The sequence below is a fragment of the Pontibacter korlensis genome (genome assembly GCF_000973725.1).
In the GTDB taxonomy this organism is placed as follows: Bacteria; Bacteroidota; Bacteroidia; order Cytophagales; family Hymenobacteraceae; genus Pontibacter; species Pontibacter korlensis.
Genome location: NZ_CP009621.1, coordinates 3,056,407 through 3,080,932, shown reverse-complemented (window position 1 = coordinate 3,080,932; position 24,526 = coordinate 3,056,407). Strand labels below are relative to the sequence as shown.

Below are 24,526 nucleotides of genomic sequence, written 5' to 3'. Positions count from 1 at the left end.
TGGTATTCCTTATCTCTGGCTGTAGTCAGCATCATCAGGTCTTTTCTTGTCTTCGTTCAGCGGCTGCTCTCCCCTTCTAATGCCTGAAACACTATCATCCATGGCAGTATCGCTGCCTTCATACTCAAAGCCTGGCCCCTGGGCAGTAGACTCATGGCTATTTGGGTCATTGGCTCCATAACCTGTAGTCTCATCACCACCAATGTGCAGGTTCTTCAGCTTATCTTTCTGGCCGGCACGCTCAGTATACCCATCTGGACCTATGTTGCGCTTAGCTGAGGTATCCGGATTGTTACCCATGGTCATGCGGTCATTATAATCGCTGTGAATATTCTTTTCTTCTGATGGTGCTTTCTTTTTATCTTCTTCCTTATTCATGGTATCAAGTCTGTTAGTTATAGCATGGTATACGCTGTACACTAGCACTTGTTTGATTGCACACCATTTTAGTTTACATAATAAACCAACCAAAGAATCTACTTAACATCATTTAGCTTCCAATCATAATTATAATAGCCTAAGGAATAACGAGCAGGTAGAGCAGTCTTTCGGTACCGGTTAATGTAGCCAGCAATACTTGGTGCCTCTCTCAAGAAATCATCCTTATACCAGCTGAAAATCTCCGAGACCAGCACACGCTTCGAAGCAGGTTGTACTCTGATAAACTCACTGCTTTGTAGGGTTCGGACTGTCTGCTCTTGTAGCTGCTTCTCTACTCTATCGGGTGTGTAAGCTTGGTTTAGCAGCGGCGGGCACGACTTTGCCGCACAAACCAGAGCGAAGTGCAGGCGAGCATCCTGAAAGGGCTTCATTAGTTTTTGCTTCTCCAGCTCATTCAGGGTTAGGCTTTGCCCTGCCACCAAATGCTTCTTCTTATCAAAGAAACCCTCCACATCCATTACCGATTTTAGCGGATAGTTCTCCAGCACTTGCTGCAAGACCAGTAGGTTATAGGCATTTAAGTAGAAGGCTTTTACCTCAGCCTCACCAGCTCCTTTCAGGTTATAATTGGCTATTTGCTTTACTAGTTGCTGCAGCTTGTTTTTATCCTGTTGCAGGCTTTTATAATTTACCTGCCCCTGTTGCACATGCCGCTGCAACAGACTCGATAGTAAAGTATAGAAATCTGTCTTCGCTTCTTGAGCAGGCGCTGGCTCAGTTAGCAGAAGCACAAAAAAACAGGGCAGTAATAAGTACAGGAGTGATTTTAACATAAGTGATCAGTTGTGGAAAATATGTTACCTGGCTCTGGCAACAGTAAGAAATAAGTATGCGCCCTTCTCGTATCTTTGCCCAAAATCAGATTTATGGCACCTCTATTGCTCTATGAGCGTTAGCAATTGAGAGAAATAAACATAAGCCACATGAAGCTATCCAAAATATACGACCCACGGGAGATGAATTCCTACCAGTTTGTTGCCACCACAGGCCTTGTTATGACCATTGTAGCCAACCTGATTCTGCTGCTTTTAGGCAAAACCGTGGAAAACTTTAATGCCTTATACCTCTGCTGGCTTGTGTTTTTTACTCTCGGCACCATTGCTAACTACAACAGCAAGCCTGAAGATCACGACCATCACCACCATCATTAAGAGTTGCTACTGTTTCAGGAAGCGCAGTAGCTCTTTGTGAAACTCCTGCGTAGCCTCCAGGTGCGGGATGTGTCCCACCTGCTGCAGTTCCACTAACTGTGCATTAGGTATAGCCTCCGCAGTGCGTTTGCCCAGTTGCGGATATTGCCCATACTCCTGCAGCTTCTGCTTATCCTGTATATAGCCCTTGCCCACAATAGTTCGGTCCTCCTGCCCTATTACTACTAAGGTTGGTGCTTGCACTTTCTCAAACTCATACACCACCGGCTGCTGATAGATCATGGCATAAGTTAAGGCTGATGCTTTAGCTACTTTAGGGTAATCAGTGTGGTTGATTTGCGCTGCAGGCACCTGTACCCACTCATCGTAGGCAGGCTTCCAGGAAGTATAATAAGTCTGGTGATAGTTTCGGATAGCCTGCGCTGTCTGTTTCTGCTCTGCCTGGTATTGCTCCTGCACGCTTTTGTAGGGTACGAACAGTCGATAGTCCTCTAGCCCTATAGGGTTCTCCAACACCAACTTTCTTGTCATTTCGGGGTACATCAGGGCAAAGCGGGTAGCCAGCATGCCACCCATAGAATGTCCTACCACCGCTACCTGTTGCACACCTAACTGCTTTAAGAATTGCTGCATGTTCTGCGCCAACTGATGAAATGTATAGTATACCTCTGGTTTTTCTGACTTACCAAAGCCTACCTGGTCCGGCACAATTACCCGGAATCCATTTTCTGATAGAAATTGTATGGTTTGACGCCAGTAGGCTCCCATAAAATTTTTCCCATGCAACAGTATAACTGTCTGTGGGTTCTGAACCTGTTTGGCAGGAGCAACATCCATGTAGGCCATTTTATACTTCTGGCCTTCCATTTCAGCCTCAAAATATTTCACCTCATATGGGTACTTATAACCTTCCAGCGTGGCATTAAGAGAATTAGGCACTTGCTGCGCCTTAACTTGCCATACTAGTAAGAAGCATAGCAATAGCATATTTATATTTTTCATCAGCTCTTCTCTAGTTTTAATAATATTAGGCTTTACTATAAATCATACAACTTGGTTCGGCAGCAAGAGTGGCTGCTTTACGATAAAACTTACTTGTTAATAAGCATATTTAGATGCTTAAGAGCCAATCCGCTTTGCTAAGATAAACCAGCTGTATTCAAAAATGTTAGCAGCTTGGGCTAAAGTCAAGATAACTGGATATATCTTCACTGCTGCGTTAATATAAAACTCCAGGCACGGCAGGAGCAGATCAGTGAAAGTTATAAAAACTAGCCGGTTAGAGGATTATAAAGTGGAGTAACAAAAAAAAACCACTGCGAATGCAGTGGGCTGTATGTAAATCACAAACACTTAACTTTCCAATTACTAGAACGAGAAACCTACCGAAGCCTTCACCACACGATTGTATGTCTCAAAGTTGCCTTTGCTATCGATTGGGTTTACACCATAATCATAGCCTGCGCTAATGTTAAAGCCATTGGCAAATCTGTATCCCAGACCACCGGAAACAGCTACATCCAGCTCACGGAAACCGCTGTTCATATCCCACTCCTGGTTCAGCGCTTTATAGCCAAAAGCCCCAGCCTCCGCGGCTACCTTATTAGAAAGCAGGTAAGATACCTGAGGACCTACAAAAATGTGAAAGCCTTCACCTACGTACACCTTTGCCAGCACCGGCAGGTCCAGGTACTCTGCTTTATTCGTTAATGTCACGTTTGCATTCATAAAGTCGGCCTTTTCCATCGGGATCTTGCCTCGTAGTACGGTACCTTTCTGAGAGTACTGCAGCCCTGGCTCAATCTCAAAGCCTGGACCTATTGGTATACTCACATATCCTCCAACATGGAAGCCTTTTCGCATTTCTCTGCTTACACTACCAGCAGACATATCCACCAGGTCCTCCACACTCTGCATAGTCTCTCCATCCCAATCTGCCAAGTTCAAACCAGCTCTGATGCCAAAGCGCGGCTGGTTAGAAATGCTGTTATAGCTATTCTGAGTGCTGTAACGCACAGGCTTTTGCTGTGCCTCTGCACTGGCCGCTGCAAGGCCAATTGCTACAGCTATAAGTAAAAATATCTTCTTCATGATAGTCTTGTTGATGTTGTCCCCTAAACATTTATGTAAGCCGCGCCGCTCGATTCAGCAGAATGGAAAAACCGTGCCAGAAAAGTTTGCACATCAAATCACGAATACCCAAACCATCAACAACACTCTGATAATCAATCAAATAAAATTTACACAAAAGTATACCACATGCTTATACCTAAAAATTAGCAGCTAATACGAAAGCAAGTAAAGCCAAACTATGGCCGGCAAAAAACAGGTAATTGCTTAGCTTTGCGGCTCAAACAGAATGCAAAAGAGATGAAAGACAGAACACAGGTACGCCTGAGGCAGCTGGCCGTGCATAGGGTGGGGAATAAGTCGAAAGAAGAAGGTGTAGTAGCCTCAAGAGAGCTGGTGGACCTGCACGATGAGCAGCTATACGACCTGTTGGTAAACTACTTTCTGTCGCCGTTCAAGCAGGAAGAGTTCTTCCGCTTTACCCATACTTCAGACCTGGCCCTGAATGAAATGTTTGCCTATTCGGCTCTGATTTTTACTGAGCCACAGAAATTCCATGAATATTCTGTACACATACTAAACCACCTCTATGAGCAGTCGGATCACCCGAAAGTGAAGAGCGGAGAACTATACGTAGTGCACTTTGAGGGCTGTGTAATGGAAAATGAGGTGGTGGATGCCATAGGTATATTCAAGTCTGAGAACAAAGATACTTTCTTGACCTTTCAGGATGAGGAGGATGATCTGAATGTAAACTACCATTTTGGTGTAAACCTGAAAGGCGTGGACAAAGGGTGTATGATTTTTAACACACAAGCAGAAGATGGCTTTAGGGTAAAACTGGTAGATGTTAATGGCTACGATGCTGCTTTCTGGAAAGATGATTTCCTGAACGTGACCGAGCTTCAGGATACTAACTACAGCACTAAAACCGTTCTGAACCTGTGCAAGGATTTTTCAGAGGAAGTGTTTGCCCGCACCGAGAGCAAAAAGGCACAAGTAGACTTTATCAGCCGGTCTGTCGATTACTTCTCGAAGAGTGAGACCTTTGACCTGGAGGAGTTTACCAGCAGCGTAATTGATGAGCCCGAGACAAAGGAGCGCTTTATGCAGTATAGCCAGAACTTTGCCGAGGAGCGTGATATAGAAGGCTTCACCGATTTTGCCATCAACAAGAATACGGTGCGCAATATGAAACGCAAGTTCCGAAACTTTATAAAGCTGGATACGCAGATAGAGATCAAGTTTAGTGGCTATAACCCGGAGCAGAGCGAGCAGTATGTTGAGCGTGGATTTGACCAGGAGCGTGGCATGCACTTTTATAAAGTATACTTTTATAACGAAAGCTAACCGAAACTATAGCCAGTAAGGCTTTGTTAAAATAGCCAGGTTCAGAAAAACCGGAACAATAATTGCCTGCTATTACAGGTTAGAAAAAGAAGATATATGAAGAAGATAGTTGTTGCTATTGCTTTGGCAGTTACCGCTCCTGCAGCTTTTGCTTTAGGGCAGGCTGCACCTAGTTCTAAAACAACACAAGCTCAACCAAGCCTGGAGCAGCGAGCAGAGGCCATCACAGCTGGTTTTACGAAGAACCTGCGTCTTACGCCTCAGCAAACGCAGAAGGTTTACGCTATCAACCTAACCAGCTTACAACATGCCGAGAAGGCTCGGGAGAAGTATAAAAACAACCCGAAGAAGCTGGTAAGCCAGATGGATATGATTAGCCAAACACGCCTATCGCAACTGAAGGATGTGCTAACGCCCCAGCAGTTCCAGCAGTACCAGCAGCGGCGAGAGGAAAAGATGGGAGTACCACGTGAGGCACAGAGTAACCCTGCAGCAAGGCAGCAAAGTCCGCTTAACCAGGAAAGCTACTAATATGAAAGCATGGCCAAAAGCCATGCTTTTCTTTTTTGGCCTTGTAGTGGTACAATTTTTCTATACCCTTCAATATCGTTCGCTAAACAAATTTGTGTGCTTGTCCCCTCAAATACTGTTTCTGCCCTCATCTTAAGACAAGTTCATAACTCTTAATCAACTGATTACGGATTATAAACATATATAAACCAGCACCTTTTAGCCTCTCACACATGAACAGTATTACGTTTGGGTACGATGGAATCGGAGCAGGAAAAGAAAGTTGTTCTACAAGACAATGAGCGATACAAGATAGAAGTAGACATAACAAACTCTATACTTTATGTTAAGTGCAGGAAGCATCTGGAAGCTGATGCGCTGCACGCAAAATACCTAAGCATACTCGACATCATCAACACTTATAAGCTCAAGTACCTCCTGACAGATGTCAGGTCGATACACCACCTGAACCTGAAAGATGCCAGCTGGCTTATCTCCAATGTTATTCCTGCTATGAAGGACTCTACCCTACTAAAGTATGCCCGGCTGGAGGACGCCGGCTCTATGCTGCACCTGAACTCAATGCACCTGAAATGCAAGCTGGATACTGAGACGCCGGAGGCACGTGTATTGCAGTTTGAGACATTTGTAGATGAGGAAAGCGCCTTGCACTGGCTCCTCAACGAGGAGGAGTAAGCGCGCTGCTGGGGCAATGCCTAACCAACCTCCATTGTGCCAGCCTTATGGCTAAGTTCAGGCTCAAGCGCAGTACGAGCATGCACCGTTTGCTCCACTGCCTGCTGTTGTCGCTGGTGCTCTGTCACCACTGCCCCTGGGGGTAGAAAAAGTATCTTGAATTTCTCCTTCAGGGACGTTGCATGCTTCATGTCCTCCCAAATATCCACCCACTCATGAAAGACCAGGTACACCGGATTAAATGAGGTCACTGGCTTGGTAAGGCCATACTTTACCTGCTCACGCTCCGGCTCAAAAGTATTGAACATGCGATCCCAGATAATAAAGGTAGAACCATAGTTCTTATCAATATAACCTGGATTAGACCCATGGTGCACACGGTGGTGTGAAGGTGTTACAAAAATATACTCGATAGGCTTGGGAAGCTTCCTGATCAACTCCGTGTGTACAAAGAACTGATACAGCACCGCTACCTGATGGCATACGAAGAACGTAAAGGGATCTATCCCTAAAAACGGCACTGGCAGGAAGAAGATAAACTTAATATGCTGTGTCCAGCCGGTGCGGAAGGAGACAGAGAAGTTCATGCGTTCCGAAGAATGGTGCGTAACATGTGTTGCCCACCAAAACCGCTGTTCATGTGCCACTCTGTGGGCCCAATAGCGGCAAAAGTCGATGGCTACAAAGCAGATAACAAAGCTCAGCCATCCCCTTGGTATTGCCCATGGCACCATATTATAAATAGCCAGGGCCATCCCAAACAGCCATACTTTCAGCAAAGCGCTCAGCAGGGTATTTACTGCTCCAATGGTTAGTGCAGATATAAACTCTGTCTTATGGTAGGTATCTCGTTTTTTGTAAATGCCATACAGCCACTCCCCCACTACCGACAGCACAATAACCGGGATAGCATACTGCATGATAGTCAGCTCATCCAGCTTTTTTAGCTCATCAAAAGTATATAGCTCTTTCTCCATGCGGGTATAGTTCGGATGCTTTCACATCGAGCTAATTCAACGGCCCACGGTACTAAATGGTTAAGCTTAAAGAGCAGTTACCGTGTATATGCTCTTTAAGTAAAAGTTATGACAACAGTTTGTTTAGTGGATGCTTCTGCCTGATTAGCCAGCACCTATTCATACAGGTTTCGTAGTTTTGTGGAAAGACTAAACTATGCGTATTCGAAAGAAAGTTAAAGCCACTTTACCCTCACAAGGCTCCCGATTTGCGGCCCTGGATATTTTTGTAAAAGCTGCCGAAAAAGAAAACTGGACAGAGCAGGAAGTGCAGTTCGTTATAGATGAGGTAGTAGAAGCACGTGATGATAAAGAAGGCTTCGAGATCTTAAGAGACTATACCCTGTAGCTATTTATTAGTTAGGTGCTTTTAGTTCGTCCTCTGGACTAGCTCTATCACCAAGGATGTGTTCTGTAGTCTAGAACGGGTAATAAAAAAGGCAGCCACTTTACTTGTGGCTGCCGCTTCTACTCAAATGCTGTTGTTTTAGTTTAAGCTTGTGCTTCCTGCGGCTGCAGTTGTAGCTCTTGCTGGTGCTGCTGCAGTACTTCAATAATAAAGCTGATGTGCTCTTTCATGTCTACACCGAACATTTCAGCACCTAGCCTCACCTCTTCACGGTCTACGGAGGCGGCAAAACTCTTTTGCCCCAGTTTTTTCACTACCGATTTTGCCTCCAGCCCCTGCAATCGGGTTGGGCGTACCTGCGCACAGGCTACAACAAACCCGGTAATCTCATCACAGGCAAGCAGCGCTTTGTCCAGCAGCGAATTGCAAGGCACGCCCCACTTTGTATAATGAGCCGAAATTGCATAGGCAATCTCCTCCTCCCCTCGCTCACGCAACTGGTTCACAATTACGTTAGGGTGCTGGTCTGGATAAGCTTCGTAGTCGGCATCATGCAGTAGACCTGTTATCCCCCACTGCTCCTCGTTCTCGCCTAGTTTAGCTGCATAAGCTCGCATTACTAGTTCTACGGTGCGGGCATGGCGTAGAAGGCTATCGCCCTTGGTCATGCTGTGTAGTATGGTTTTCGCTTCTTTGTATGTTATCATCTCTGGTAAACTTTAGTAGGAAAACCTAAAATAGCGAATATACAGCAGCTACCAAAGCTATACTTATACTTCAGGAGGTTTAGGATTAGCAGCATCTGCTCCACCTCTCTTTTGCTGCAGTACAGCCTGCATTTCTGCCCGAAGCATCTGAATCTCGTGTTGCAAAGCCTTTACCTGACGTGCTCCGGCCATTTCAGCCTCCTGGCTGGCAGCATCGCGGTCTATAAAGAAAGTGGCTAGCGTAGCTGTAAAGTAGCCAAACACGGCAAAACCGTATAAAGCCAGCAACAGGCACAAAATGCGCCCTTCGGGTGTAACCGGAAAATAGTCGCTACCTATAGAGGTGAGCAGCATCACCGTCCACCATAAAGCGTCACCAAAGGTCTTCAGGCCATAGGTATTCTCAAAAGCATACATGCCTGCCGAGCCTGCCGCTATAACCACCACTGTCAGCGCCAGAACATAACCAAAAGCACGCCGCTTCATAGCTTTGCCCAAGCTTCGCATGCCTCGGTTAATGGAGCCAACCACTTTTACCAGCCTCAGCCCCCGTGCAGCCCGAACTGTACTGATTAACCTAAAGGCACGGGTTATGCGGAGCAGGCGAAGTGCAGGAACAGCCAGTGAGATTGTGGTGATGACGTTGCGGCGCAGAAAAGCCAGCTTCTGTGGCGCAAGTATAAACTTGACGATGAAGTCAAGTATAAACAGGATCCAGATGATGTTGCTGATGAGCGCCAGCACCGGGTTTAGCGTCCATATAAACTCCACCACCAACAGTACCAGCCATATCAGGCCCAACACCACCATTGGCAGTTCCAAGGCATCCTGCAGCCTGTTAAGTAGTTCATAGCGTTCCCTGTCAAGCAGGCGCTTTTCAGCCCCCTTTCGCACGTTCTTTTTACCCATACAGGATTGTTATAGTCACTACACTAGTGGTAGCACCTTCTTTTCTGCATAGGGTACGGGCATATTGGTACTTCGTTTGGCAGCTTACTCTACCTTAGCGATCTGCACATTGTCCCAGCGGCCCATAATGGGATCGTCTTTACCAACAAGTATGTCGATTTTGTTTCGCATGCGGCGGTTCATCACATCCCGCACTACATACAGGCCATCCAGTTCATCGGAGATGCCCGTTACCCAAAGCGAGTCTCCAAACTCGACATTGCCGCCCCACTTGCTGTGCAGGTCGCGCGATACGGCAATCCAGCGGTGCTTTTTGGGATCTTTCTTGTTGATGCGGGAGCCATCTGCCGTAATGTAGGGTGTAGCGTCGGTTTGGTTAGGCTCGGGGTGGTATATGGAGGCAGATACAGTAAGCGTGTGGTTAGATTCGGTACTAGTGGCAGGTTGACTGGTTTCTAAGGGTTCCCAATCAAGAGGTTGTTCTTCGACTTTCGTAGCGGGAGATTCAGCCTTTAATGAGGAAAATTCCTCAGCCATAGCTATGATGACATAGAACATGGCTGCGAGTAATTTAACTCTAAACATAAGCAGTCCTTTTCGTGAAACATCGATTTCCTAAATAATAACAGGCTTAAACGACAGTTTCTGGGAATGGTTTTGCTTACTAGGTTTAAAATATTGGGAAGGGCTTTTTAATGGAAAATCACCTGCATTATAATTTTACTAATTTTTAATATAAATATTAATATTAAAAATTAGTAATATACTTGGTTAGCAGGCTGATCAGTAAGCTATCCTTAAGCCGATTGCTGCTTCAGGTTTTAGCCCCTATATTTAAAATTTTTCCTTGTAAAACAGAAGAGACAGGCTGTAGAAACAGCCTGTCTCTTCTAAGTATTTACGATAATGATTCTACTTATAAGCTAGCGCTTTACTTGTGCAGTAGTTAGTATTTCCTGCACAGCACGCTCCAACTGCGGGTCTTTATTTTCTAGTCTATCCTTGAAAGTGGTTTTGATATAGATATCCGGCTCTACGCCTGTTTTCTCTATGTTTTTGCCATCCAAAGTATAGCAGCCCCACGACGGCAGGCGGAAAAAAGACCCATCAACCAGTGACTTGCCAGAGGTGAAGATAATCCAGCGGTAGGTGTCAGTACCAATGATTTTACCTAATCCCAGCTGTCTGAAGCCTGTGGCTGTCATTTCGCCGTCGCTAAGTGTCTGCTCATTTATCAGCAGCACAATTTGACCAGCAGAAGGCGTAAAGTTTGGCTGGTTAGTCAAAGATCCGCCGCGGTACTTCCACTGAAGGTATGGCTTCTGCGCCAGGAACCGCAGCACATCATCATGCACGTTGCCACCGGTATTGTAACGGAGGTCCAGAATAAGGGCTTCACGCTGGTAAGCCTCAGAGGTCATTTCAATCAGGAACTTCTCCAGAGAGCTGCCACTCATGTCCTTCATGTGTACATAGGCTATCTTTTTACCTGATGCATCGTCTACATACTTCTGGTTGTGATCTACCCACTGATCGTACAGATCGGTGCGTTGGTTGGTGTAGCTCTCTGGGTGCACTTTTACAGCAAACTGTTTCCCGCCACGGGCAAATGTCAGCTCCACTTCCTCCTGCAGGGATGGCTTCACGAAGTATGACTCCCGGTTTGTGCGCTGGTCTACGGCCTGGCCATTAACTTTCACCAGCACATCGCCTGGTTGCACCTGTCTATTCTGCACGTCCAGTACACCTTTGCGAACTACCTCTTTCACCTGGTAAGGCTTGTCTTCTTCAAACAGCAAACCTGTAGCCAGCGAGCGGGTTTTGTAGTAAGACTGCTCCTCAGAGCCAGTAGAGGTAAAGCCCAGGTGCGATGAGTTCAGTTCACCGAGCAAGTCGTTAAGCAGTATGCGCAGATCGTTACGGTTGCCCAGGTAAGGAAGCAGCTTGGCGTAAGTTTCTTTCTTTTTCACCCAGTCCACATCATGGAAGCTTTCGTCATAGAAGTTTTCCTCCATCCCTGCCCATACCTCGTAGAACATCTGGTTAAACTCCTCTTTCAGGTTTTTGTGGAAGGTATGGTCGATTTCTACCTTCTCCAGTTTATTCTTATCCAGGCTTAGGGTGCTGATGTTGCCGCCTACCAGCATGTAGTGCGTGCCATCTGCCGTGGCTAAGTTAACCGACCTTGTCGCGGCCCCTTCTATTTTCTCAGTTTTGGCTTCTTCAAATGGGCTGGTGGTATACTTCCAGATGTTGCTTTTGCCATCTACATGGTCAGAGGCAAAGAGAACAGTGGTTTTATCGTCCTTTTGCAACACGTAAGGACTGCCCTGGCTGCCGAAGCTCTCGGCGACACGCTCCCAACGGTCCTGCAAATCAGCAAGGTCTAAGGTTATGACTGGTGCTGGCTTTTCTACTACGTTCTCCTTGCTACCTTTTTTGCCCTTGCTGTCTTTCTTTTCCTCAGCCTTTGGCTCCTCCTTAAAGAGCTCGTTATATTTATCAGAGCGGTATGGCTCTTCAACCTTGTGCAGCGCCAAGCGGTACAGGTCCGGGTCCTTCATGCCGTACGGGTAGCTTGGGCTGGTGCGGTCGGTGGTAAAGTAGATGTACTTACCGTCTGGTGACCAGAATGGGTCTCTCTCCGAAACACCTGTATTGGTGAGGTTATAGGTTTTTCCGGTCGCTACCTGATGAATAAAGATGTCTTCCTCGAAGTTGCGGTGTGCTGTAAATACTACATACTGACCGTCGGGAGAAAATCCCGGAGTAGAGTTCTGGAAGCCCCAAAGCTCGTCCTCAACCAGTGTTTTGGTCTTAAGCATCGTCAGGTCAATAAGCTTCACCTGGTTACGGCCACTATAGTACACGCCTTGGCTGCGGTCTTTGCTTAGCACCAGATCACGGCTATTCTGCTGTTCATTGGTCAGCTGCTTTTCTGGTGAGCTACCATCTGCTGCTATCACAAACCAATTGTAATAGCCGTTTACACTCTGGCTATACAGTACGCGCTTGTTATCAGCCAGCCATTTTACCTCGCGCACGCTTTCTGTAGCCTTGGTTGGCAGCTCACGCACATACTTACCCTTTACATCCGATACAAACAGCCTGCCCCTCGATACAAAGGCCAGTTTCTTGTTGTCTGCCGACACATCAAAATTGGTGATATGGCCAGCTACTTTGAAGTCTTTTGCCTTCTCAAGTGTGTTGTTGCTGATGGCATTTACCTGTACCTTCTGTGTTTTGCCAGAGGCTACATCGTATACATGCAGTTGGTAGTCTTTTTCAAAAACAACTTTTTCTCCGTTGGCGCTTACCTGTGGCCACTTTACCGAAGTATCGAAGCTGGTTAGTTGTGTCTTTTTACCATCCCGGAAGGTATAGAGGTTATACTCTCCGTTAGCCTCGTCTGAAACAAAGTATAAATTACCTTTGCTGTCTATTGTTATCCAGAAGTCCTTACCCTCATAATCAGTATAGTGCTTATACTCGCCGGTCTTCAGGTTGTAAGACTGCACATCAGGGTTATAGGCGCCTTTGTAGCCTTTGCGCTGTACAAAGGTTTTGCTCTCCCAGCTCTCATCAAAGAAGATTTCGCCACTAGTTGGGTGTTCGGCCACATTGTGCACCGTCTGGAAGTAATGCGGGAACATACGGTGTGGCGTACCTCCCTCACGACTAACTTTATAAGACGCATAGCGATTGTATCGGTCTGAGGTAAAGTAAATAGTATTAGAGTCCCAGCTCCAGGATTCCACCTCATCAGCACCTTCGTGAAAGGTAAGCTGCTTTATTTCGCCGCCACCGACTGGCATTACGTACACATCCTGGTTGCCATACTGTGTGGCTGTAAAAGCAATCCATTTACCGTCTGGCGATACTTTTGGGCGCGTTTCGTTACCCTCCATACCTGTAAGGCGAGCGGCTGTACCACCGTTGACCGATACTTGCCAAATGTCGCCTTCGTAGCTAAAAATTATGTTCTCTGCGTTGGGAGTTATACTTGGGTTGGTGGCAAAATATACCTCTTGCTGTTGCGCAAAAGCAAAGGTGCAGCTTACGCCCAAAAGTAGCGTAAGTAAGGTCTTCTTATTCATCAGGTCAGATATTGTGTTAGAACATTTAAATAAACCAATATTCTGCCTAAATACAAACCTGTGACTATAGGTATAGTCTACTTTTTCTTGATGTACTTTTGATAGCTGACGTAGCCAATGAATATTGCCAAGCTGACAGCGGATACCCAGATAAGTCCGTTCTTGAGACGCTCGTTGTTCTCTCCCAGCCAGGCAAGTAGTATGGTAAGCGGTATAATGCCAGTTAGCGTTGCCCCTATAAACCTGAAGTAACCCATGCCTGCCAGACCTGCCACAAAGCTGACGGCATCGTTAGACAGGAAAGGAGATATACGTGCAATGATAACAGCCCAAACACCATAATGATCCATAAAGCCGGCAACCTTCTGCTCCGACTTCTGACCGATTAACTTACTTACACCGGCTTCGCCTATACTGCGCCCTATCCAGTAACCAATGGTAGAGGCTACTGCCACTGCGCTTACCGCAATTACTGAGCCCCAAAAAGGCCCATAAGCGATAATGGCTACCAGCATCAGCGCCACCACGTTTATCACGAGCAGAAACATCTGGGCGACCATAGCTATCACAATAAAAAAAGGTCCCCAGAATCCAAACTGGCTAACCCATTGCGAGATGCGTTTTTCTTCGCCACTTGTAAGCACTTGCCAGCCCTTGTTCACTTCCTCCTGAAAGCCAGGAAATACAAAGTATGAACCTACCAAAGCAGCAATAAGTATGGCTGTTACAAATAAAGGCCACTTACTCTGCTTCACATCTTCCTCTTGCTGATGGTCAGCGTTGTGCTGCTTAGAGTGCGAGTTTTCAGGATGATGCTTATCCTTTACCCCTTGATGGTGTTGTTGTATATTCTTATTATGATCACTCATATTTTGCGCGTGACTTTGTCATTTCTTTAGACGAAGTCACCGCTACCTGAGTTGGCATTTTAGCTGAGATGGTCTTGGCATCAAAAGTATAAGTGTACCTGGTTTCAGGGCTGTCTGGCTGCACGCTGTAACTGATGAGCATGTGCCGGTAATGTGGCCCTACTGTACTGCTTACATGCCGCTGCACTACATCTGGCTCTATAGGCTTCACTCTATCGTCTGTGGCATTGCCGTCACCATAGGCTATGGCAGCCACTAAACCACTCACCAGCCCTGCCACATGCCCCTCCCACGACACACGCTCTTCTCCCGGAAAAAGGCCGTAGAACAAGCCACTGTACAGAAACAGCACGGCCAAAGACACGGCCATAGCACCACGGTTTTGCCTTAAGAATCCGTTAAAGAGCAGGAAGCCAGCTAAACCATATACCACACCGCTTGCCCCAATGTGGTAAGCCTGTCGGCCAATAAGCCAGGTAAGCACCCCGCTCAGCACATACACCAGCACAATAACTCGTAAGGCCACTTTCCGGTGCATATAAAGTATAAGCCCAGATAACAAGACCAGCGGGAAGGTGTTGGAGAGTAAGTGCAGCAGGCCTCCATGTATAAGCGGCCCGAAAAACACCCCTACCAGACCTAAGAAACTACGGGGCATGATACCCAGAAATCCCAGATCGGCACCTGTTAGGTAGCTAAGCAGGCTAACCAGCCACATGAGCGCTACAAACAAAAGGCCAGGCAAAAAGCTATAGCCAAAATGTGGAGCGTCATCGGCTAAGGTATTCACATGGTTTCTAGGGGTGAAAATCGACATAAACGAGTATGTGTTTCTTTAAAGGTAAGCCAAAATGAACAAAAACAGGATCAAAATCCATTATCTGATAGGCACATTTTAACGTAAAGAACCGCTGAAAGGGCCACACGCGTCGGCCTATAGCACCTCCTTGGAGGCACCAGCCAGGGCAAGAAAGGGTAAAGCGGTGCGTTATAGAACTAACATGCAACGGATTACACATCTTGCAAATTTTCGGAAGCTCTTCAATTTCTGGCTTCTCCCACTGCTGGTTATAGCATTATGGGCCTGTGAAGGCTCGGATGCACAGCGGCAAAGTTACAGTGAGCAGCAGCGGCAGTTCTACCCGGTAGAGCGCGTGTCTTATGACCGGCCTTCCTCTATCATCGCTGCCCTCGAAGATAGCTCTTCCTATTGGGTTGACTCTTTGTTTAACACCCTTACCCCGGAGGAGCGGATTGCGCAGCTCATTATTATTGAAGCTTTCTCAAATAAAGGTCCCAAGTATGAGGCAGATGTGATGCGCCTTATAAAGCAGTACAAGGTTGGCGGCATCATCTTTTTTCAGGGTACCCCTACACGCCAGGCCGAGCTTACAAATGAGTACCAGGCAGCTTCTAAAGTACCACTCTGGATATCTATGGATGCTGAGACAGGCGTAGGCATGCGCTTAGATTCTACGGTAGAATACCCCTCGCAGCAGATGTTGGGAGCACTTTCGGAGGATACCCTTATCTACCGTATGGGTGTAGAGGTAGCACAGGAGTTTAAACGGCTGGGCATGCATATCAATTTTGCACCAGTGGCCGATATCAATAATAACCCTAACAACCCTATCATAGGCTACCGTTCTTTTGGCGAGAACAAGTATGATGTGGCTGCCAAAAGCATGGCTTACATGCGTGGTATGCAGGATGGCGGCATATTGGCAGTAGCAAAGCACTTTCCGGGCCACGGTGATACAGATGTAGATTCCCATTACGACCTGCCTGTGATACCTTTCCAACGGCATCGCCTCGACACTTTGGAGTTGTATCCTTTCCAGGAGTTGATAAACCAGGGCCTAGGAGGAATGATGGTGGCCCATATGCATATTCCGCAGCTAGACCCTACGCCTAATGTACCTTCTACCCTTTCTGAGCCCATCGTTACAGGTTTGCTGAAAAAGCAGCTCAACTATAAAGGTTTGATTTTTACAGATGCCATGGTAATGAAAGGGGTAACGAAATACTTTGAACCCGGTGAGGCTGAGGCACGAGCCCTGATAGCAGGCAATGATGTGCTGGAACGACTCAATAGCGTACCTAAAGCTATCAATGCAATAAAAGAAGCTATTGAAAACGGCGACCTGACGCAGGAGGAGATTGACAGGCGATGTAAGCGGGTTCTGGCTGCCAAGCAGTGGCTGGGGCTGGATAAGTATAAGCCTATACCTCTCGAAAATCTTTACGAGGACCTGAACCCTCCAATGGCAGACCTTATAAATAAGCGCATTGCAGAGGGTGCCATAACTTTACTTAACAACAAAAAGAGAATGCTTCCGCTGCGCCCGACCAAGCGCATGTCTATTGCCACTGTTTCTATTGGTGCCACCCGGGTTACTGCATTTCAACGGCAAGTAAAGCAATTAACAGAAGAAACCGACGACTTCTACATCTCACGCAAGGCAAACAGTAAGGAAGCCAAGAAACTCTGGAAGAAACTGAAAAAGTATGATGTGGTGCTGGTAGCGCTTTATGGCCCGTCTATCCGGCCAAGCAACAGCTTAGGCTACTCCGAAGAGGCTGCCAGGTTAGTGCAGCAGCTAGCAAAATCTAATAAGGCGGTTATCACACTTTTCAACAATGCTTATACTCTAAACCAGTTTCCAGAGATTGAGGAAAGCCAGGCGCTGCTGCTCGCATATCAGGGCTACTTTCATGCGCAGGCTGCTGCTGCAGAGCTAATTTTCGGCAGAATACCTGCTCGTGGCCGCTTGGCAGTAACCGTTAACAAGCATTTTACTTACGGAGACGGTATACGGCTAAACAAATCTTTCATTGCAGGTCCCAATGGTATCCCGACGCAGTAAGTTTCGTAGTAGTTAGCACAAACTAAGTCCGTAGAAACATGCTGATGAATAAGCACCGCCATACACTGCAATATACTTTCGTACTGTGTCTTCTAACTACTATCTGGAGCTGTGACGGTCGCCGGGAGGTAGAAGACAGCAGAGAAGTTGTGGTGAACACCGCTGACGATGACACTGCCAAAGTAGTACGCTCCGGACAGACTGCTGAGCAGGAGTTAGAGGAATTCAGAGGCTGGTTAAACAGACAGGCAGAGAAGGGCGATACGGCCATAAGGCGAGAATGGCCTGAAGTTAAAGAAGAGCTTCGCCGCCGCAATGCCCAATTGGAAAATCGCTTCGACAGCCTTTCTACTAAATCTAAGCAAGAGTTTCGCGACCTGCAGGGCCGGTATAAGCAATGGGAAGAGCGCCAGGAGCGCCGAATGCAGCAACCGCTCGATGCGAATAAGATAGCTGAGTGGCAGGAGCAGTTACTGCGCGAATACGATAATCTTGATCAGCTACAGGCATCTCAACTGCGCGAGGCATACCTTACATTTATGGGCACTGTACGCACAAAGCGCCAAAACTGGTCTCAGAACGAATGGGATTATGTTGACCATGTATACGGACAGCTAAACCAGCGCCGCCGCCAGCTAGAGGAGCAGATCAGCACAGCAGATAACCTTAAAATCCGCACCCTGCAAGCAGAATACCTGACACTGGAAGGTGCCGCCGACACAAAAGACATGTTCCGCAATGTAGCGGAATAGGGTGATAATCTTTATCGCCCTTAAACGCTAGGGGCAGTCACACCTTAACCCAAGTATCAAGCTCTTCCCGAGTTTACTTCAACTTCTTGTTGAAGAAATCAATGGTGCGTTTCCAGGCAAGCTCTGCCGCAACCTTATCATACCGAGGCGTGGTATCGTTGTGAAAGCCATGATTGGTACCTTCATACATAAAGGCTGTGTACTCTTTATTGTGCTCCTTTAGCGCTTCTTCGTAGGCTGGCCAACCCTCATTAACACGCGTATCTAATTCTGCAAAGTGCAGGAGCAAAGGTGCATTTATGTTGGGAACGTCTTCGCTCGCCGGCTGCCCGCCATAAAAGGGCACGGCTGCTTTCAAATCCGGAATGCGTACGGCCATCATGTTAGAGATCCAACCTCCAAAGCAAAAACCTACCACACCTACTTTGCCATTACAGTTTTTATGAGCTTTCAGGTAATCGTAAGCCGCTATAAAATCCTCTAGCATCTCCTCTCTGTCGCGTTTGCTTTGCAGTGCGCGCCCGTCATCGTCGTTGCCCGGGTAGCCACCTAAAGGCGTTAAAGCATCAGGGGCAAGCGAAATGAATCCAGCGAGAGCAGCTCTTCTGGCAACATCTTCTATGTGCGGGTTCAATCCCCGGTTCTCATGCACAACCACTATGCCACCTAGATTCTTTTCTGCATCTGCAGGCATGGACAGCAAAGCCTTTATCGTTCCGCCTCCCTTTGGAGACTGGTAGTTGATGTACTGAGATTTTATACGTGGGTCATCAGCTTTGACCTGAACAGCACCTTGGTAATCGGGCATAAGAAAGCTCATCAGTGATGCCATGGTAAGCCCTCCTACGGCATAAGCCGATAGCTTTTGCACGAACTCACGCCTGCTTACTCGGTTATGAGCATAGTCATCGTAAAGATCAAACACTTCTTGTTTGATGTCTTCCTTTCTGATTTCCTTCATGTTGTTTAGCCTGTTTTACTTCTTGAATATAGCTATTTACTAGTTGATATTTTGCTATCAATCGGAAATCTTTTTAGGATGTTAAAGGCATTCGTACTTTGGAAGTATTGGGTTTTGCTACTTCCAGAGAATATGTTAGCGTTCTTACTTCTCTGTGAGAGAAAAATTGGTAGCTAAGCTATGTTCTCAGATTACCTCCGGTTGAGCTTTGCCCACTGCTGCGCTATAATGGTTTTAGCATCAGGTGTTTCAAGGGCATCCAGTTCAGCAGGTGTCAAATGCACAATTTCTATAAACTCATGCTCGTGTTCATTGCCACCACCGGCTCCATTTTGCTTCGTTACCTCCGCGTAGTATAGCATTACCCGCTCAGTGGTTCCTCCCGGCGACGAATAGAAAGTGTGCAGGTGTTCCAGCTTATCTACATGGTAGCCTGTTTCCTCCTCAATCTCACGTTTTATACTTTCCTCGGGCTGCTCGCCCTTGTCTACCATGCCAGCCACTACCTCAACTAGTTCGGACTCTGAACCTACACGAAATTGCCTGGTAAGAATGTACTGCTGCTTATCTGTATCAAATACCAATGCTGCCACGGCATCGCCACGGTCAAACTGCTCACGGGTAAAAGTGTGGCCCTCTTGCTCAACAGTTAGTTTATAGATCTTAAAGTAGCCGTCGTAGGCTTTCTCTCTGTTTTTGATGTTCATAAGTATGACCTTTTCAGGCGTCAGGGTGAAGATATAGTCTGTGCACTTAGCAAGCGTAGGTTGCTACACAGCATACAAGTCTAAGAATTATTACTCATTATTTTTGATGGCGGCCTTCTGCGTACGCCCGGTTAAGCCCGACTCTGACAGCGGCGTTTCACTTTCGGCACCTGTAGCTCTTCCTTTACCGATACCGCCTTCTCCTGGCAACACAGCATTCACTAAGGCGAGTACGTCAGTCATCAACGCAGGCGACAACCTGTGCAGCAACACACCTAAGTTAGCCAGAAACGTGGTCGTTACCTGCGCATCACCGTGCCGTAGAGCATTTAACATGGTGCTGGCAGAGTCTTCGGCTGTAGTGGAGGTAAACGGGTTAGAGTCCATGATCTTGAACAGTGAGTACTCTTTCTTGTGCTGCCCTTTAATGATAGCATGCTTCGGGCTGCCGGTTTGCATCAAGCCAGGTGTGGCAGTAGTAACGAAAATGTCATACTTACTTAGCTCGGCCCTTAGCCCCTCTGACAAACCAACCAGAGCAAACTTACTGGCACTGTAAGGTACCAGGTGCGGCACCCCTATTTTGCCGCCAATTGAGGAGACATTAAGTATACGGCCTCCGCCACGCGCTTTCATAGCTGGTAAAACAGCTAGCGTAGTATAAACTGCTCCCCAAAAATGTACTTTCATTACCTCCTCAAACTCCTGAACAGTCATTTCAGCCACTGGACCAGCGTTTATCATGCCTGCATTGTTGATGAGCACATCAATCGGGCTGAACTCGTTCTGCACGTTGGTAATCATATCATTCACCTGCTGCTGATCTGTTACATCGCATTTCTGTACCAGTACCTCAGCGCCATTCCCTGCCAATTCCATGCGCGCATTTTCCAACTCATTCTCATCACGTGCACATAGTACCAACCTGGCCCCCTCCTTCGCCAGTTGCCGTGCCATTACTAAACCTAAGCCACGACTGCCTCCGGTTATCAATACAGTCTTACCATTAAAATCATAGGCTGTTAGTTTTCTGCTTATTGCCCGTGCTGCTATCAATGCTCCTGCCCCGGCTGCTAACCAGAAGAGGGTATTCCTGTTGTCTGTTTTCATGTGTATGGAGATAAAGAATAAAGGCAAATACGTTTATGTACTTGCCTTTACCTCTACGACAGTAGAAAATATGGGTTAAGTATAGCTGGTGCTTTACTGTTTCTTAGAGAAAATCTTATTCTTCAGCACAGGGGTGTACTGCAGCTTTACTGATACCACAGCGTATTCATCCTTTCTGGCACCGTTGGCCAGCACTGGTCCAATGTTATCTAAATAGTCTGTGCTAGTAACGCGGTAAGAAAGCTCAGGAGCAATACTAAACTCGTCGTTAATGTAAAAGCGGATACCTCCACCAACAGGTAACACAGCTGCAATAGCTGGGTAGTTTCTTTCCGGATCATAAGTAACCTGTGAGTCATCCAGACTGCGGTCGCGGGGGAAGGATGTAGGAGTGTAATAAACTGCACCAAGCCCTATCCTGAAGTATGGCACTGCAAAACGTTTACGTTTGGCCCGATAGTTTCCGGAGCCGGCGTAGCTATCCATCAGGTTTATCACAGCAGAGGCAGCTACCTCAATCACTTCCGATTCAAATGCTACATTAAGGGGTGCCTCAGGATTTTTCTCCACAGCACCCAACTTTACGTAGTCGATCGTACCGCTCACGCCAAAGTATGGGGAGAACTTGTAAAGGCCACCCACACTCACATTCGGGCCAAAGTCATTACAGCCCCAGCTGCCACAAATATCGCTTCTAACTGCTGCTACGCCTCCGCCAACTAGTATTACCCAGCCTCGCTCCAGCACCAAACTGCTTTTGCTGTTCGCCTTATAACGGTACTGTTGCGCCAGCACATCCCTCCAAGGGTTGAGTAAGAGTATAGAAAAGAATATGAGCAAAGAGTATGATTTCCTGTTCATAGTTATAGACAGGTTTAACATCGGATTAACAGGCAGTTGCTCTCAAAAACAGTTATACTTTCAGTGTGGCAGGAAAAGCTCTGAGGGAAGCAAAGTTTAAGTAAAGCAACGCCTCAAATTCAGCCCAGGAAGTGTGACTATTGAGTTTTAACAGCCTCTTCTACTCTACGATTTATCTACAAGAAAGATGGTGGTTTTAGAATAAATATATCGGAATATTAAATTAGTTATAGTACAAAATAAAGCATATTTATATATACCTTATTATCAACCCATTACTCCCAAGCAACAAAATCAATTAGGTAACATGCTACTTTAATCTATCTCTGAGCGGCAGACTTTTTCTGCACCGAGATACGCTGTAGGCTGCTATCTGCAATCTCTAAAAAGTCTATGACAAGAGCAGCCGCATCGGGGTAGAAAACAGTATTCACATTCTCAAAATCATCAGTAGGCTTGTGGTAGTGCGGGTGGTCTTCTACTCCGAAATATACATACGGTATGCCCCGCTCATGAAACCTGAAATGATCTGATTGACCGGTCCAGTCGTCCTGCCCCTGCTCCGGGCGATCGTGGCCCAACATCAGTTTCGCTTTTTTGCGCGGTTTTACTTTTTCCAGGTAAGGCTTCAACTGCGGGTAATGGTAGGTTCCGCTGGCATATAGTTCCCCTTTGTTGTTGATGCTCAGCATGTCCATGTTAATGTTGAGCAGGATATTTTGTACAGGCACTGGCGGCTGCTCCAGAAAAGCCTTAGCGCCTTGCAAGCCTAGTTCTTCACCATCCAGGGCGGCAAAAATCAAAGTATGTTTAGGTGGATGCTTAGAAAAATGAGCTGCCGCTGCCAGTAAAGCTCCTACCCCTGAGGCATTGTCATCGGCACCATTATAAATATTACCCTCACGCTCCCCTACATGATCATAATGCGCTGTGATAACAATGGCCTTGTCAGATTTTCCGGGAATGTAGCCAACAAGGTTCGTCGCCTCTGGCACCTGTGCCCGCTTTGTATCAATACTAAAGTGTTGTTTGTAGTTGCCGTTGAACGGCTTAAGCCCCACCTCCTTAAAACGCCTTAGAATGTAAGCCTGCGCCTTTTCACTACCTTTGGTACCGCTCAGGCGCCCTTGCATAGAATCGGCAGAAAGTACTTTTATATCTTGCAGCAAAAGTTTTGCATCAGGTTTACTACTTTGAGCTATGCTCAAAAGTGGTGTGGCAAGTACAAATGCCAGCGCGAGTGTTTTCTTCATTAGTCTTAAAATAAGTAGAGCATGCTCAAATTCTTCTTAAAAGCGGCACCATCCGCAAGAAGAGTTTAAACATGCTCTAAGGTAGCAGACAAAGCTTTATCTGCCAAATGCTTAATTTTTAGTTATACGAAGGCCACGCCACCCAGCTGCGCTGCCCGATTGGTCGTTGCCAGCGCTGTTCAACGGCTCGCTCCATCTTCAGCGCAAAGTCGCCCTTATTTTCCACAATCTTTCCTGTTGGTTTCCACCCCAATTGCATAAAAGCTTTTACAGATGCTGCCAAAACAGACAGGTTTTTATCTCTCAGAACTTCGTACTCCATGTTCATCATGCGAAATACTTTTAAAGTGAAATATCTATAGACACAAAACTTGCAAAAAGCGCACCACTACGTGCTGCTTCTCTAAAAAGTTACAATTACATAAGGTTAAAACGAGAGAAATGGTTCCATAAAAAAGCCAGGCATTACCTGGCTTTTCCTATTGCTTTATGTTGATGAAAGTTGGTAACTCGAACGGCCCAACCGAGGTTTGTATGGTGGGCTTTATCTGTAACGTTACCTTAGGGCGGTCGGCGCTATCTTTGTTTAGTAATGTTGCAAGGCGCAGAAGCTTGTTCAGGTCTGGCTGCCCTCCTGATTCAGTAGCAAAGGAAAGAGGCGAACTAATAGTAATGTTATTTACGCCGTCCCGTAGCTCTACCGGCTCACTTACCAAACCATTTAGCGTATGCTCATCATTTACCAGCAGCTGCCACTTCAGCTTTGTAACTGTCATAGTACGGTTTTCGCTGCCCTCTGGTAAGTCTACCTTAAGCCCAATGGTGGACACTGCATTAAGCGCATTGTCGGCAAAAGCAGAGTATAGTACTGCCGCATCGTTAAATGAAAAGTCCTGCGGACGTTTTTTCTTCAGTAAATCGATGCCATTCAGCTCCATCCGATCTATACTTTGCAGATCATACTTTGCTTCTTTAAAAGCATCAACATCGTTTTTGGTTTTACACGCAAAGCTGAGTACTAGAAGCATCAGCAGCAGTGCATAATTTCCTGCCTTTTTGGTCATACTATATTTTACTTCTTTATTACCTTCCCAGAACCTGAGATACTGGAATTAACGCTTGGGTTACCAGTATAGTACACTCTGCCACTTCCGCTAATATCCACATCTAGCTGCTCATCTACGTTTACCTCTACCTCACCTGAGCCGGAAACGCTTACCTCTACAGCACGGCTATTCACATCAAAGGCTCTATACTTACCTGATCCAGAAATTGAAATATCCTGGTTTTCGGCAATACCACCTGCACGAATTGTGCCAGACCCACTGATGCGGGCATTCACCTGCTCTGACACAAGGCGTAGCAAGATATCCCCCGACCCGGACACACTGGTTTCAAAATTACGCGTCTCAAACACATCTTCCAAAGTTACAGCCCCAGACCCACCAACATGCGCCTGGTCTAGCTCCGGAACGGTAATGTATACTTCCACTGTCTCATGTTTGCGCAGGCAGCGGCCGAACTCAATACCCCAAACACCATTCTGAACATCGGTTTCCAGTTCATCGAGAATATTACCTTGCCCCCGCACCTCTACCTGCTGACCACTTCCGCGTCGGATGTACACTTTAGTGTCGCCACTTACATCAACACCTCTGAATGGTTCAAGTTCTAATGTACGGCTTTCTGCGTCACCTTCGCCTTTCAGGCAGAAGCCATCGTCATCGCAGGAAGTGATAGTGGCCAATAGTGCCACCGAGGCCAGCAGCATTGCAGGCAGTTTCAGGATTTTCATAGTTCTATGGTTTTGTAGGCGTTTCCTGCAAGTTATTAAATTTTTAAAATACAAA

The 24,526-nt window shown here is 46.6% G+C and carries 26 protein-coding genes; 7 read left to right on the top strand and 19 right to left on the bottom strand.

The window, feature by feature from the left end; translation table 11 throughout:
• Nucleotides 1-9 precede the first annotated feature (9 nt).
• On the bottom strand, nucleotides 10-378 hold the full coding sequence (locus PKOR_RS13290) for a hypothetical protein (RefSeq protein ID WP_046314469.1): 369 nt from the start codon (nucleotides 376-378) through the stop codon (nucleotides 10-12).
• A gap of 98 nt (nucleotides 379-476) precedes the next feature.
• Nucleotides 477-1,214 carry a DUF547 domain-containing protein gene (locus PKOR_RS13285; RefSeq protein ID WP_052738850.1) on the bottom strand — a complete coding sequence of 246 codons (738 nt, stop codon included), beginning with the start codon at nucleotides 1,212-1,214 and terminating at the stop codon, nucleotides 477-479.
• Between the two features lie 150 nt (nucleotides 1,215-1,364).
• On the opposite strand from PKOR_RS13285, the gene PKOR_RS13280 reads away from it, so the two are divergent.
• Nucleotides 1,365-1,592 (top strand): hypothetical protein, encoded by a 228-nt coding sequence (locus tag PKOR_RS13280; protein WP_046311368.1) that lies wholly within the window; start codon nucleotides 1,365-1,367, stop codon nucleotides 1,590-1,592.
• 6 nt (nucleotides 1,593-1,598) lie between these two features.
• Here the strand turns inward: PKOR_RS13280 and PKOR_RS13275 are convergent, their stop codons facing one another.
• Both PKOR_RS13275 and PKOR_RS13270 read right to left on the bottom strand, forming a co-directional pair.
• The gene (locus tag PKOR_RS13275; protein WP_046311366.1) at nucleotides 1,599-2,594 is read right to left on the bottom strand and encodes an alpha/beta fold hydrolase; all 996 of its coding nucleotides are present in this window, start codon (nucleotides 2,592-2,594) and stop codon (nucleotides 1,599-1,601) included.
• A 366-nt stretch (nucleotides 2,595-2,960) separates the two neighbouring features.
• Nucleotides 2,961-3,683: a porin family protein gene (locus PKOR_RS13270; protein WP_046311364.1), complete on the bottom strand. Its 723-nt coding sequence runs from the start codon at nucleotides 3,681-3,683 to the stop codon at nucleotides 2,961-2,963.
• 279 nt (nucleotides 3,684-3,962) lie between these two features.
• Here PKOR_RS13270 and PKOR_RS13265 point away from each other — a divergent pair, with 279 nt between their 5' ends.
• The 3 genes from PKOR_RS13265 (at nucleotide 3,963) to PKOR_RS13255 (ending at nucleotide 6,218) form a co-directional block, all read left to right on the top strand.
• Nucleotides 3,963-5,012, top strand: coding sequence for a nucleoid-associated protein (locus PKOR_RS13265; protein ID WP_046311363.1), 1,050 nt, complete (start codon nucleotides 3,963-3,965; stop codon nucleotides 5,010-5,012).
• A 96-nt stretch (nucleotides 5,013-5,108) separates the two neighbouring features.
• Nucleotides 5,109-5,543: a hypothetical protein gene (locus PKOR_RS13260; protein WP_046311361.1), complete on the top strand. Its 435-nt coding sequence runs from the start codon at nucleotides 5,109-5,111 to the stop codon at nucleotides 5,541-5,543.
• A gap of 228 nt (nucleotides 5,544-5,771) precedes the next feature.
• Nucleotides 5,772-6,218, top strand: a complete 447-nt coding sequence (locus PKOR_RS13255) for a hypothetical protein (RefSeq protein ID WP_148561689.1) — start codon at nucleotides 5,772-5,774, stop codon at nucleotides 6,216-6,218.
• Nucleotides 6,219-6,238: 20 nt separating this feature from the next.
• Here PKOR_RS13255 and PKOR_RS13250 read toward each other — a convergent pair whose 3' ends face one another.
• Nucleotides 6,239-7,195 carry a sterol desaturase family protein gene (locus PKOR_RS13250; RefSeq protein WP_046311357.1) on the bottom strand — a complete coding sequence of 319 codons (957 nt, stop codon included), beginning with the start codon at nucleotides 7,193-7,195 and terminating at the stop codon, nucleotides 6,239-6,241.
• A gap of 196 nt (nucleotides 7,196-7,391) precedes the next feature.
• Here PKOR_RS13250 and PKOR_RS13245 point away from each other — a divergent pair, with 196 nt between their 5' ends.
• The gene (locus PKOR_RS13245) at nucleotides 7,392-7,583 is read left to right on the top strand and encodes a hypothetical protein (RefSeq protein ID WP_046311355.1); all 192 of its coding nucleotides are present in this window, start codon (nucleotides 7,392-7,394) and stop codon (nucleotides 7,581-7,583) included.
• A gap of 143 nt (nucleotides 7,584-7,726) precedes the next feature.
• Here PKOR_RS13245 and PKOR_RS13240 read toward each other — a convergent pair whose 3' ends face one another.
• From PKOR_RS13240 to PKOR_RS13215, 6 genes are all read right to left on the bottom strand, one after another.
• On the bottom strand, nucleotides 7,727-8,290 hold the full coding sequence (locus PKOR_RS13240; protein ID WP_046311353.1) for an HD domain-containing protein: 564 nt from the start codon (nucleotides 8,288-8,290) through the stop codon (nucleotides 7,727-7,729).
• A 63-nt stretch (nucleotides 8,291-8,353) separates the two neighbouring features.
• A complete protein-coding gene (locus PKOR_RS13235; protein WP_046311351.1) occupies nucleotides 8,354-9,199 on the bottom strand; it encodes a potassium channel family protein in 846 nt (281 codons plus the stop codon).
• A gap of 84 nt (nucleotides 9,200-9,283) precedes the next feature.
• Nucleotides 9,284-9,784, bottom strand: coding sequence for an RlpA-like double-psi beta-barrel domain-containing protein (locus PKOR_RS13230; protein WP_148561688.1), 501 nt, complete (start codon nucleotides 9,782-9,784; stop codon nucleotides 9,284-9,286).
• 338 nt (nucleotides 9,785-10,122) lie between these two features.
• Complete coding sequence (locus tag PKOR_RS13225; RefSeq protein WP_046311348.1) at nucleotides 10,123-13,296, bottom strand: S41 family peptidase; 3,174 nt, start codon at nucleotides 13,294-13,296, stop codon at nucleotides 10,123-10,125.
• A 77-nt stretch (nucleotides 13,297-13,373) separates the two neighbouring features.
• Nucleotides 13,374-14,165: a TVP38/TMEM64 family protein gene (locus tag PKOR_RS13220; RefSeq protein WP_084694792.1), complete on the bottom strand. Its 792-nt coding sequence runs from the start codon at nucleotides 14,163-14,165 to the stop codon at nucleotides 13,374-13,376.
• On the bottom strand, nucleotides 14,158-14,982 hold the full coding sequence (locus tag PKOR_RS13215; RefSeq protein ID WP_046311346.1) for a rhomboid family intramembrane serine protease: 825 nt from the start codon (nucleotides 14,980-14,982) through the stop codon (nucleotides 14,158-14,160). Before PKOR_RS13215 ends, PKOR_RS13220 begins: the two co-directional genes overlap by 8 nt.
• Nucleotides 14,983-15,166: 184 nt before the next feature.
• Here PKOR_RS13215 and PKOR_RS13210 point away from each other — a divergent pair, with 184 nt between their 5' ends.
• Together PKOR_RS13210 and PKOR_RS13205 are read left to right on the top strand one after the other, a co-directional pair.
• Nucleotides 15,167-17,032 carry a glycoside hydrolase family 3 protein gene (locus PKOR_RS13210; protein WP_052739131.1) on the top strand — a complete coding sequence of 622 codons (1,866 nt, stop codon included), beginning with the start codon at nucleotides 15,167-15,169 and terminating at the stop codon, nucleotides 17,030-17,032.
• Nucleotides 17,033-17,070: 38 nt separating this feature from the next.
• Nucleotides 17,071-17,784, top strand: coding sequence for a hypothetical protein (locus PKOR_RS13205; RefSeq protein ID WP_046311345.1), 714 nt, complete (start codon nucleotides 17,071-17,073; stop codon nucleotides 17,782-17,784).
• Nucleotides 17,785-17,857: 73 nt separating this feature from the next.
• Here the strand turns inward: PKOR_RS13205 and PKOR_RS13200 are convergent, their stop codons facing one another.
• The 8 genes from PKOR_RS13200 to PKOR_RS13165 all read right to left on the bottom strand — a co-directional run bounded on the left by PKOR_RS13200 (nucleotide 17,858) and on the right by PKOR_RS13165 (nucleotide 24,471).
• Nucleotides 17,858-18,745 (bottom strand): dienelactone hydrolase family protein, encoded by an 888-nt coding sequence (locus PKOR_RS13200; RefSeq protein ID WP_046311343.1) that lies wholly within the window; start codon nucleotides 18,743-18,745, stop codon nucleotides 17,858-17,860.
• 191 nt (nucleotides 18,746-18,936) lie between these two features.
• On the bottom strand, nucleotides 18,937-19,452 hold the full coding sequence (locus PKOR_RS13195; RefSeq protein WP_046311341.1) for an NUDIX domain-containing protein: 516 nt from the start codon (nucleotides 19,450-19,452) through the stop codon (nucleotides 18,937-18,939).
• Nucleotides 19,453-19,542: 90 nt separating this feature from the next.
• Nucleotides 19,543-20,562 carry an SDR family NAD(P)-dependent oxidoreductase gene (locus PKOR_RS13190; protein ID WP_046311340.1) on the bottom strand — a complete coding sequence of 340 codons (1,020 nt, stop codon included), beginning with the start codon at nucleotides 20,560-20,562 and terminating at the stop codon, nucleotides 19,543-19,545.
• Nucleotides 20,563-20,655: 93 nt separating this feature from the next.
• Nucleotides 20,656-21,423, bottom strand: coding sequence for an outer membrane beta-barrel protein (locus tag PKOR_RS13185; protein WP_084694923.1), 768 nt, complete (start codon nucleotides 21,421-21,423; stop codon nucleotides 20,656-20,658).
• Between the two features lie 320 nt (nucleotides 21,424-21,743).
• Nucleotides 21,744-22,676, bottom strand: a complete 933-nt coding sequence (locus PKOR_RS13180) for a M28 family peptidase (protein WP_046311338.1) — start codon at nucleotides 22,674-22,676, stop codon at nucleotides 21,744-21,746.
• A 118-nt stretch (nucleotides 22,677-22,794) separates the two neighbouring features.
• Nucleotides 22,795-22,998, bottom strand: coding sequence for a hypothetical protein (locus PKOR_RS13175; protein ID WP_148561687.1), 204 nt, complete (start codon nucleotides 22,996-22,998; stop codon nucleotides 22,795-22,797).
• Nucleotides 22,999-23,155: 157 nt separating this feature from the next.
• Nucleotides 23,156-23,740 carry a hypothetical protein gene (locus tag PKOR_RS13170; protein WP_046311335.1) on the bottom strand — a complete coding sequence of 195 codons (585 nt, stop codon included), beginning with the start codon at nucleotides 23,738-23,740 and terminating at the stop codon, nucleotides 23,156-23,158.
• Nucleotides 23,741-23,748: 8 nt separating this feature from the next.
• Nucleotides 23,749-24,471, bottom strand: a complete 723-nt coding sequence (locus PKOR_RS13165; protein ID WP_046311333.1) for a head GIN domain-containing protein — start codon at nucleotides 24,469-24,471, stop codon at nucleotides 23,749-23,751.
• Nucleotides 24,472-24,526 lie beyond the last annotated feature (55 nt).

Coding starts and splice junctions, on each gene's coding strand:
- PKOR_RS13290 (WP_046314469.1), bottom strand. CDS start 378: ATGAATAAGGAAGAAGATAAAAAGAAAGCACCATCAGAAGAAAAGAAT.
- PKOR_RS13210 (WP_052739131.1), top strand. CDS start 15,167: ATGCAACGGATTACACATCTTGCAAATTTTCGGAAGCTCTTCAATTTC.
- PKOR_RS13185 (WP_084694923.1), bottom strand. CDS start 21,423: ATGAACAGGAAATCATACTCTTTGCTCATATTCTTTTCTATACTCTTA.
- PKOR_RS13230 (WP_148561688.1), bottom strand. CDS start 9,784: ATGTTTAGAGTTAAATTACTCGCAGCCATGTTCTATGTCATCATAGCT.
- PKOR_RS13235 (WP_046311351.1), bottom strand. CDS start 9,199: ATGGGTAAAAAGAACGTGCGAAAGGGGGCTGAAAAGCGCCTGCTTGAC.
- PKOR_RS13265 (WP_046311363.1), top strand. CDS start 3,963: ATGAAAGACAGAACACAGGTACGCCTGAGGCAGCTGGCCGTGCATAGG.
- PKOR_RS13250 (WP_046311357.1), bottom strand. CDS start 7,195: ATGGAGAAAGAGCTATATACTTTTGATGAGCTAAAAAAGCTGGATGAG.
- PKOR_RS13285 (WP_052738850.1), bottom strand. CDS start 1,214: ATGTTAAAATCACTCCTGTACTTATTACTGCCCTGTTTTTTTGTGCTT.
- PKOR_RS13200 (WP_046311343.1), bottom strand. CDS start 18,745: ATGAAGGAAATCAGAAAGGAAGACATCAAACAAGAAGTGTTTGATCTT.
- PKOR_RS13205 (WP_046311345.1), top strand. CDS start 17,071: ATGCTGATGAATAAGCACCGCCATACACTGCAATATACTTTCGTACTG.
- PKOR_RS13165 (WP_046311333.1), bottom strand. CDS start 24,471: ATGAAAATCCTGAAACTGCCTGCAATGCTGCTGGCCTCGGTGGCACTA.
- PKOR_RS13275 (WP_046311366.1), bottom strand. CDS start 2,594: ATGAAAAATATAAATATGCTATTGCTATGCTTCTTACTAGTATGGCAA.
- PKOR_RS13280 (WP_046311368.1), top strand. CDS start 1,365: ATGAAGCTATCCAAAATATACGACCCACGGGAGATGAATTCCTACCAG.
- PKOR_RS13180 (WP_046311338.1), bottom strand. CDS start 22,676: ATGAAGAAAACACTCGCGCTGGCATTTGTACTTGCCACACCACTTTTG.
- PKOR_RS13225 (WP_046311348.1), bottom strand. CDS start 13,296: ATGAATAAGAAGACCTTACTTACGCTACTTTTGGGCGTAAGCTGCACC.
- PKOR_RS13260 (WP_046311361.1), top strand. CDS start 5,109: ATGAAGAAGATAGTTGTTGCTATTGCTTTGGCAGTTACCGCTCCTGCA.
- PKOR_RS13175 (WP_148561687.1), bottom strand. CDS start 22,998: ATGGAGTACGAAGTTCTGAGAGATAAAAACCTGTCTGTTTTGGCAGCA.
- PKOR_RS13240 (WP_046311353.1), bottom strand. CDS start 8,290: ATGATAACATACAAAGAAGCGAAAACCATACTACACAGCATGACCAAG.
- PKOR_RS13170 (WP_046311335.1), bottom strand. CDS start 23,740: ATGACCAAAAAGGCAGGAAATTATGCACTGCTGCTGATGCTTCTAGTA.
- PKOR_RS13220 (WP_084694792.1), bottom strand. CDS start 14,165: ATGAGTGATCATAATAAGAATATACAACAACACCATCAAGGGGTAAAG.
- PKOR_RS13190 (WP_046311340.1), bottom strand. CDS start 20,562: ATGAAAACAGACAACAGGAATACCCTCTTCTGGTTAGCAGCCGGGGCA.
- PKOR_RS13245 (WP_046311355.1), top strand. CDS start 7,392: ATGCGTATTCGAAAGAAAGTTAAAGCCACTTTACCCTCACAAGGCTCC.
- PKOR_RS13270 (WP_046311364.1), bottom strand. CDS start 3,683: ATGAAGAAGATATTTTTACTTATAGCTGTAGCAATTGGCCTTGCAGCG.
- PKOR_RS13215 (WP_046311346.1), bottom strand. CDS start 14,982: ATGTCGATTTTCACCCCTAGAAACCATGTGAATACCTTAGCCGATGAC.
- PKOR_RS13195 (WP_046311341.1), bottom strand. CDS start 19,452: ATGAACATCAAAAACAGAGAGAAAGCCTACGACGGCTACTTTAAGATC.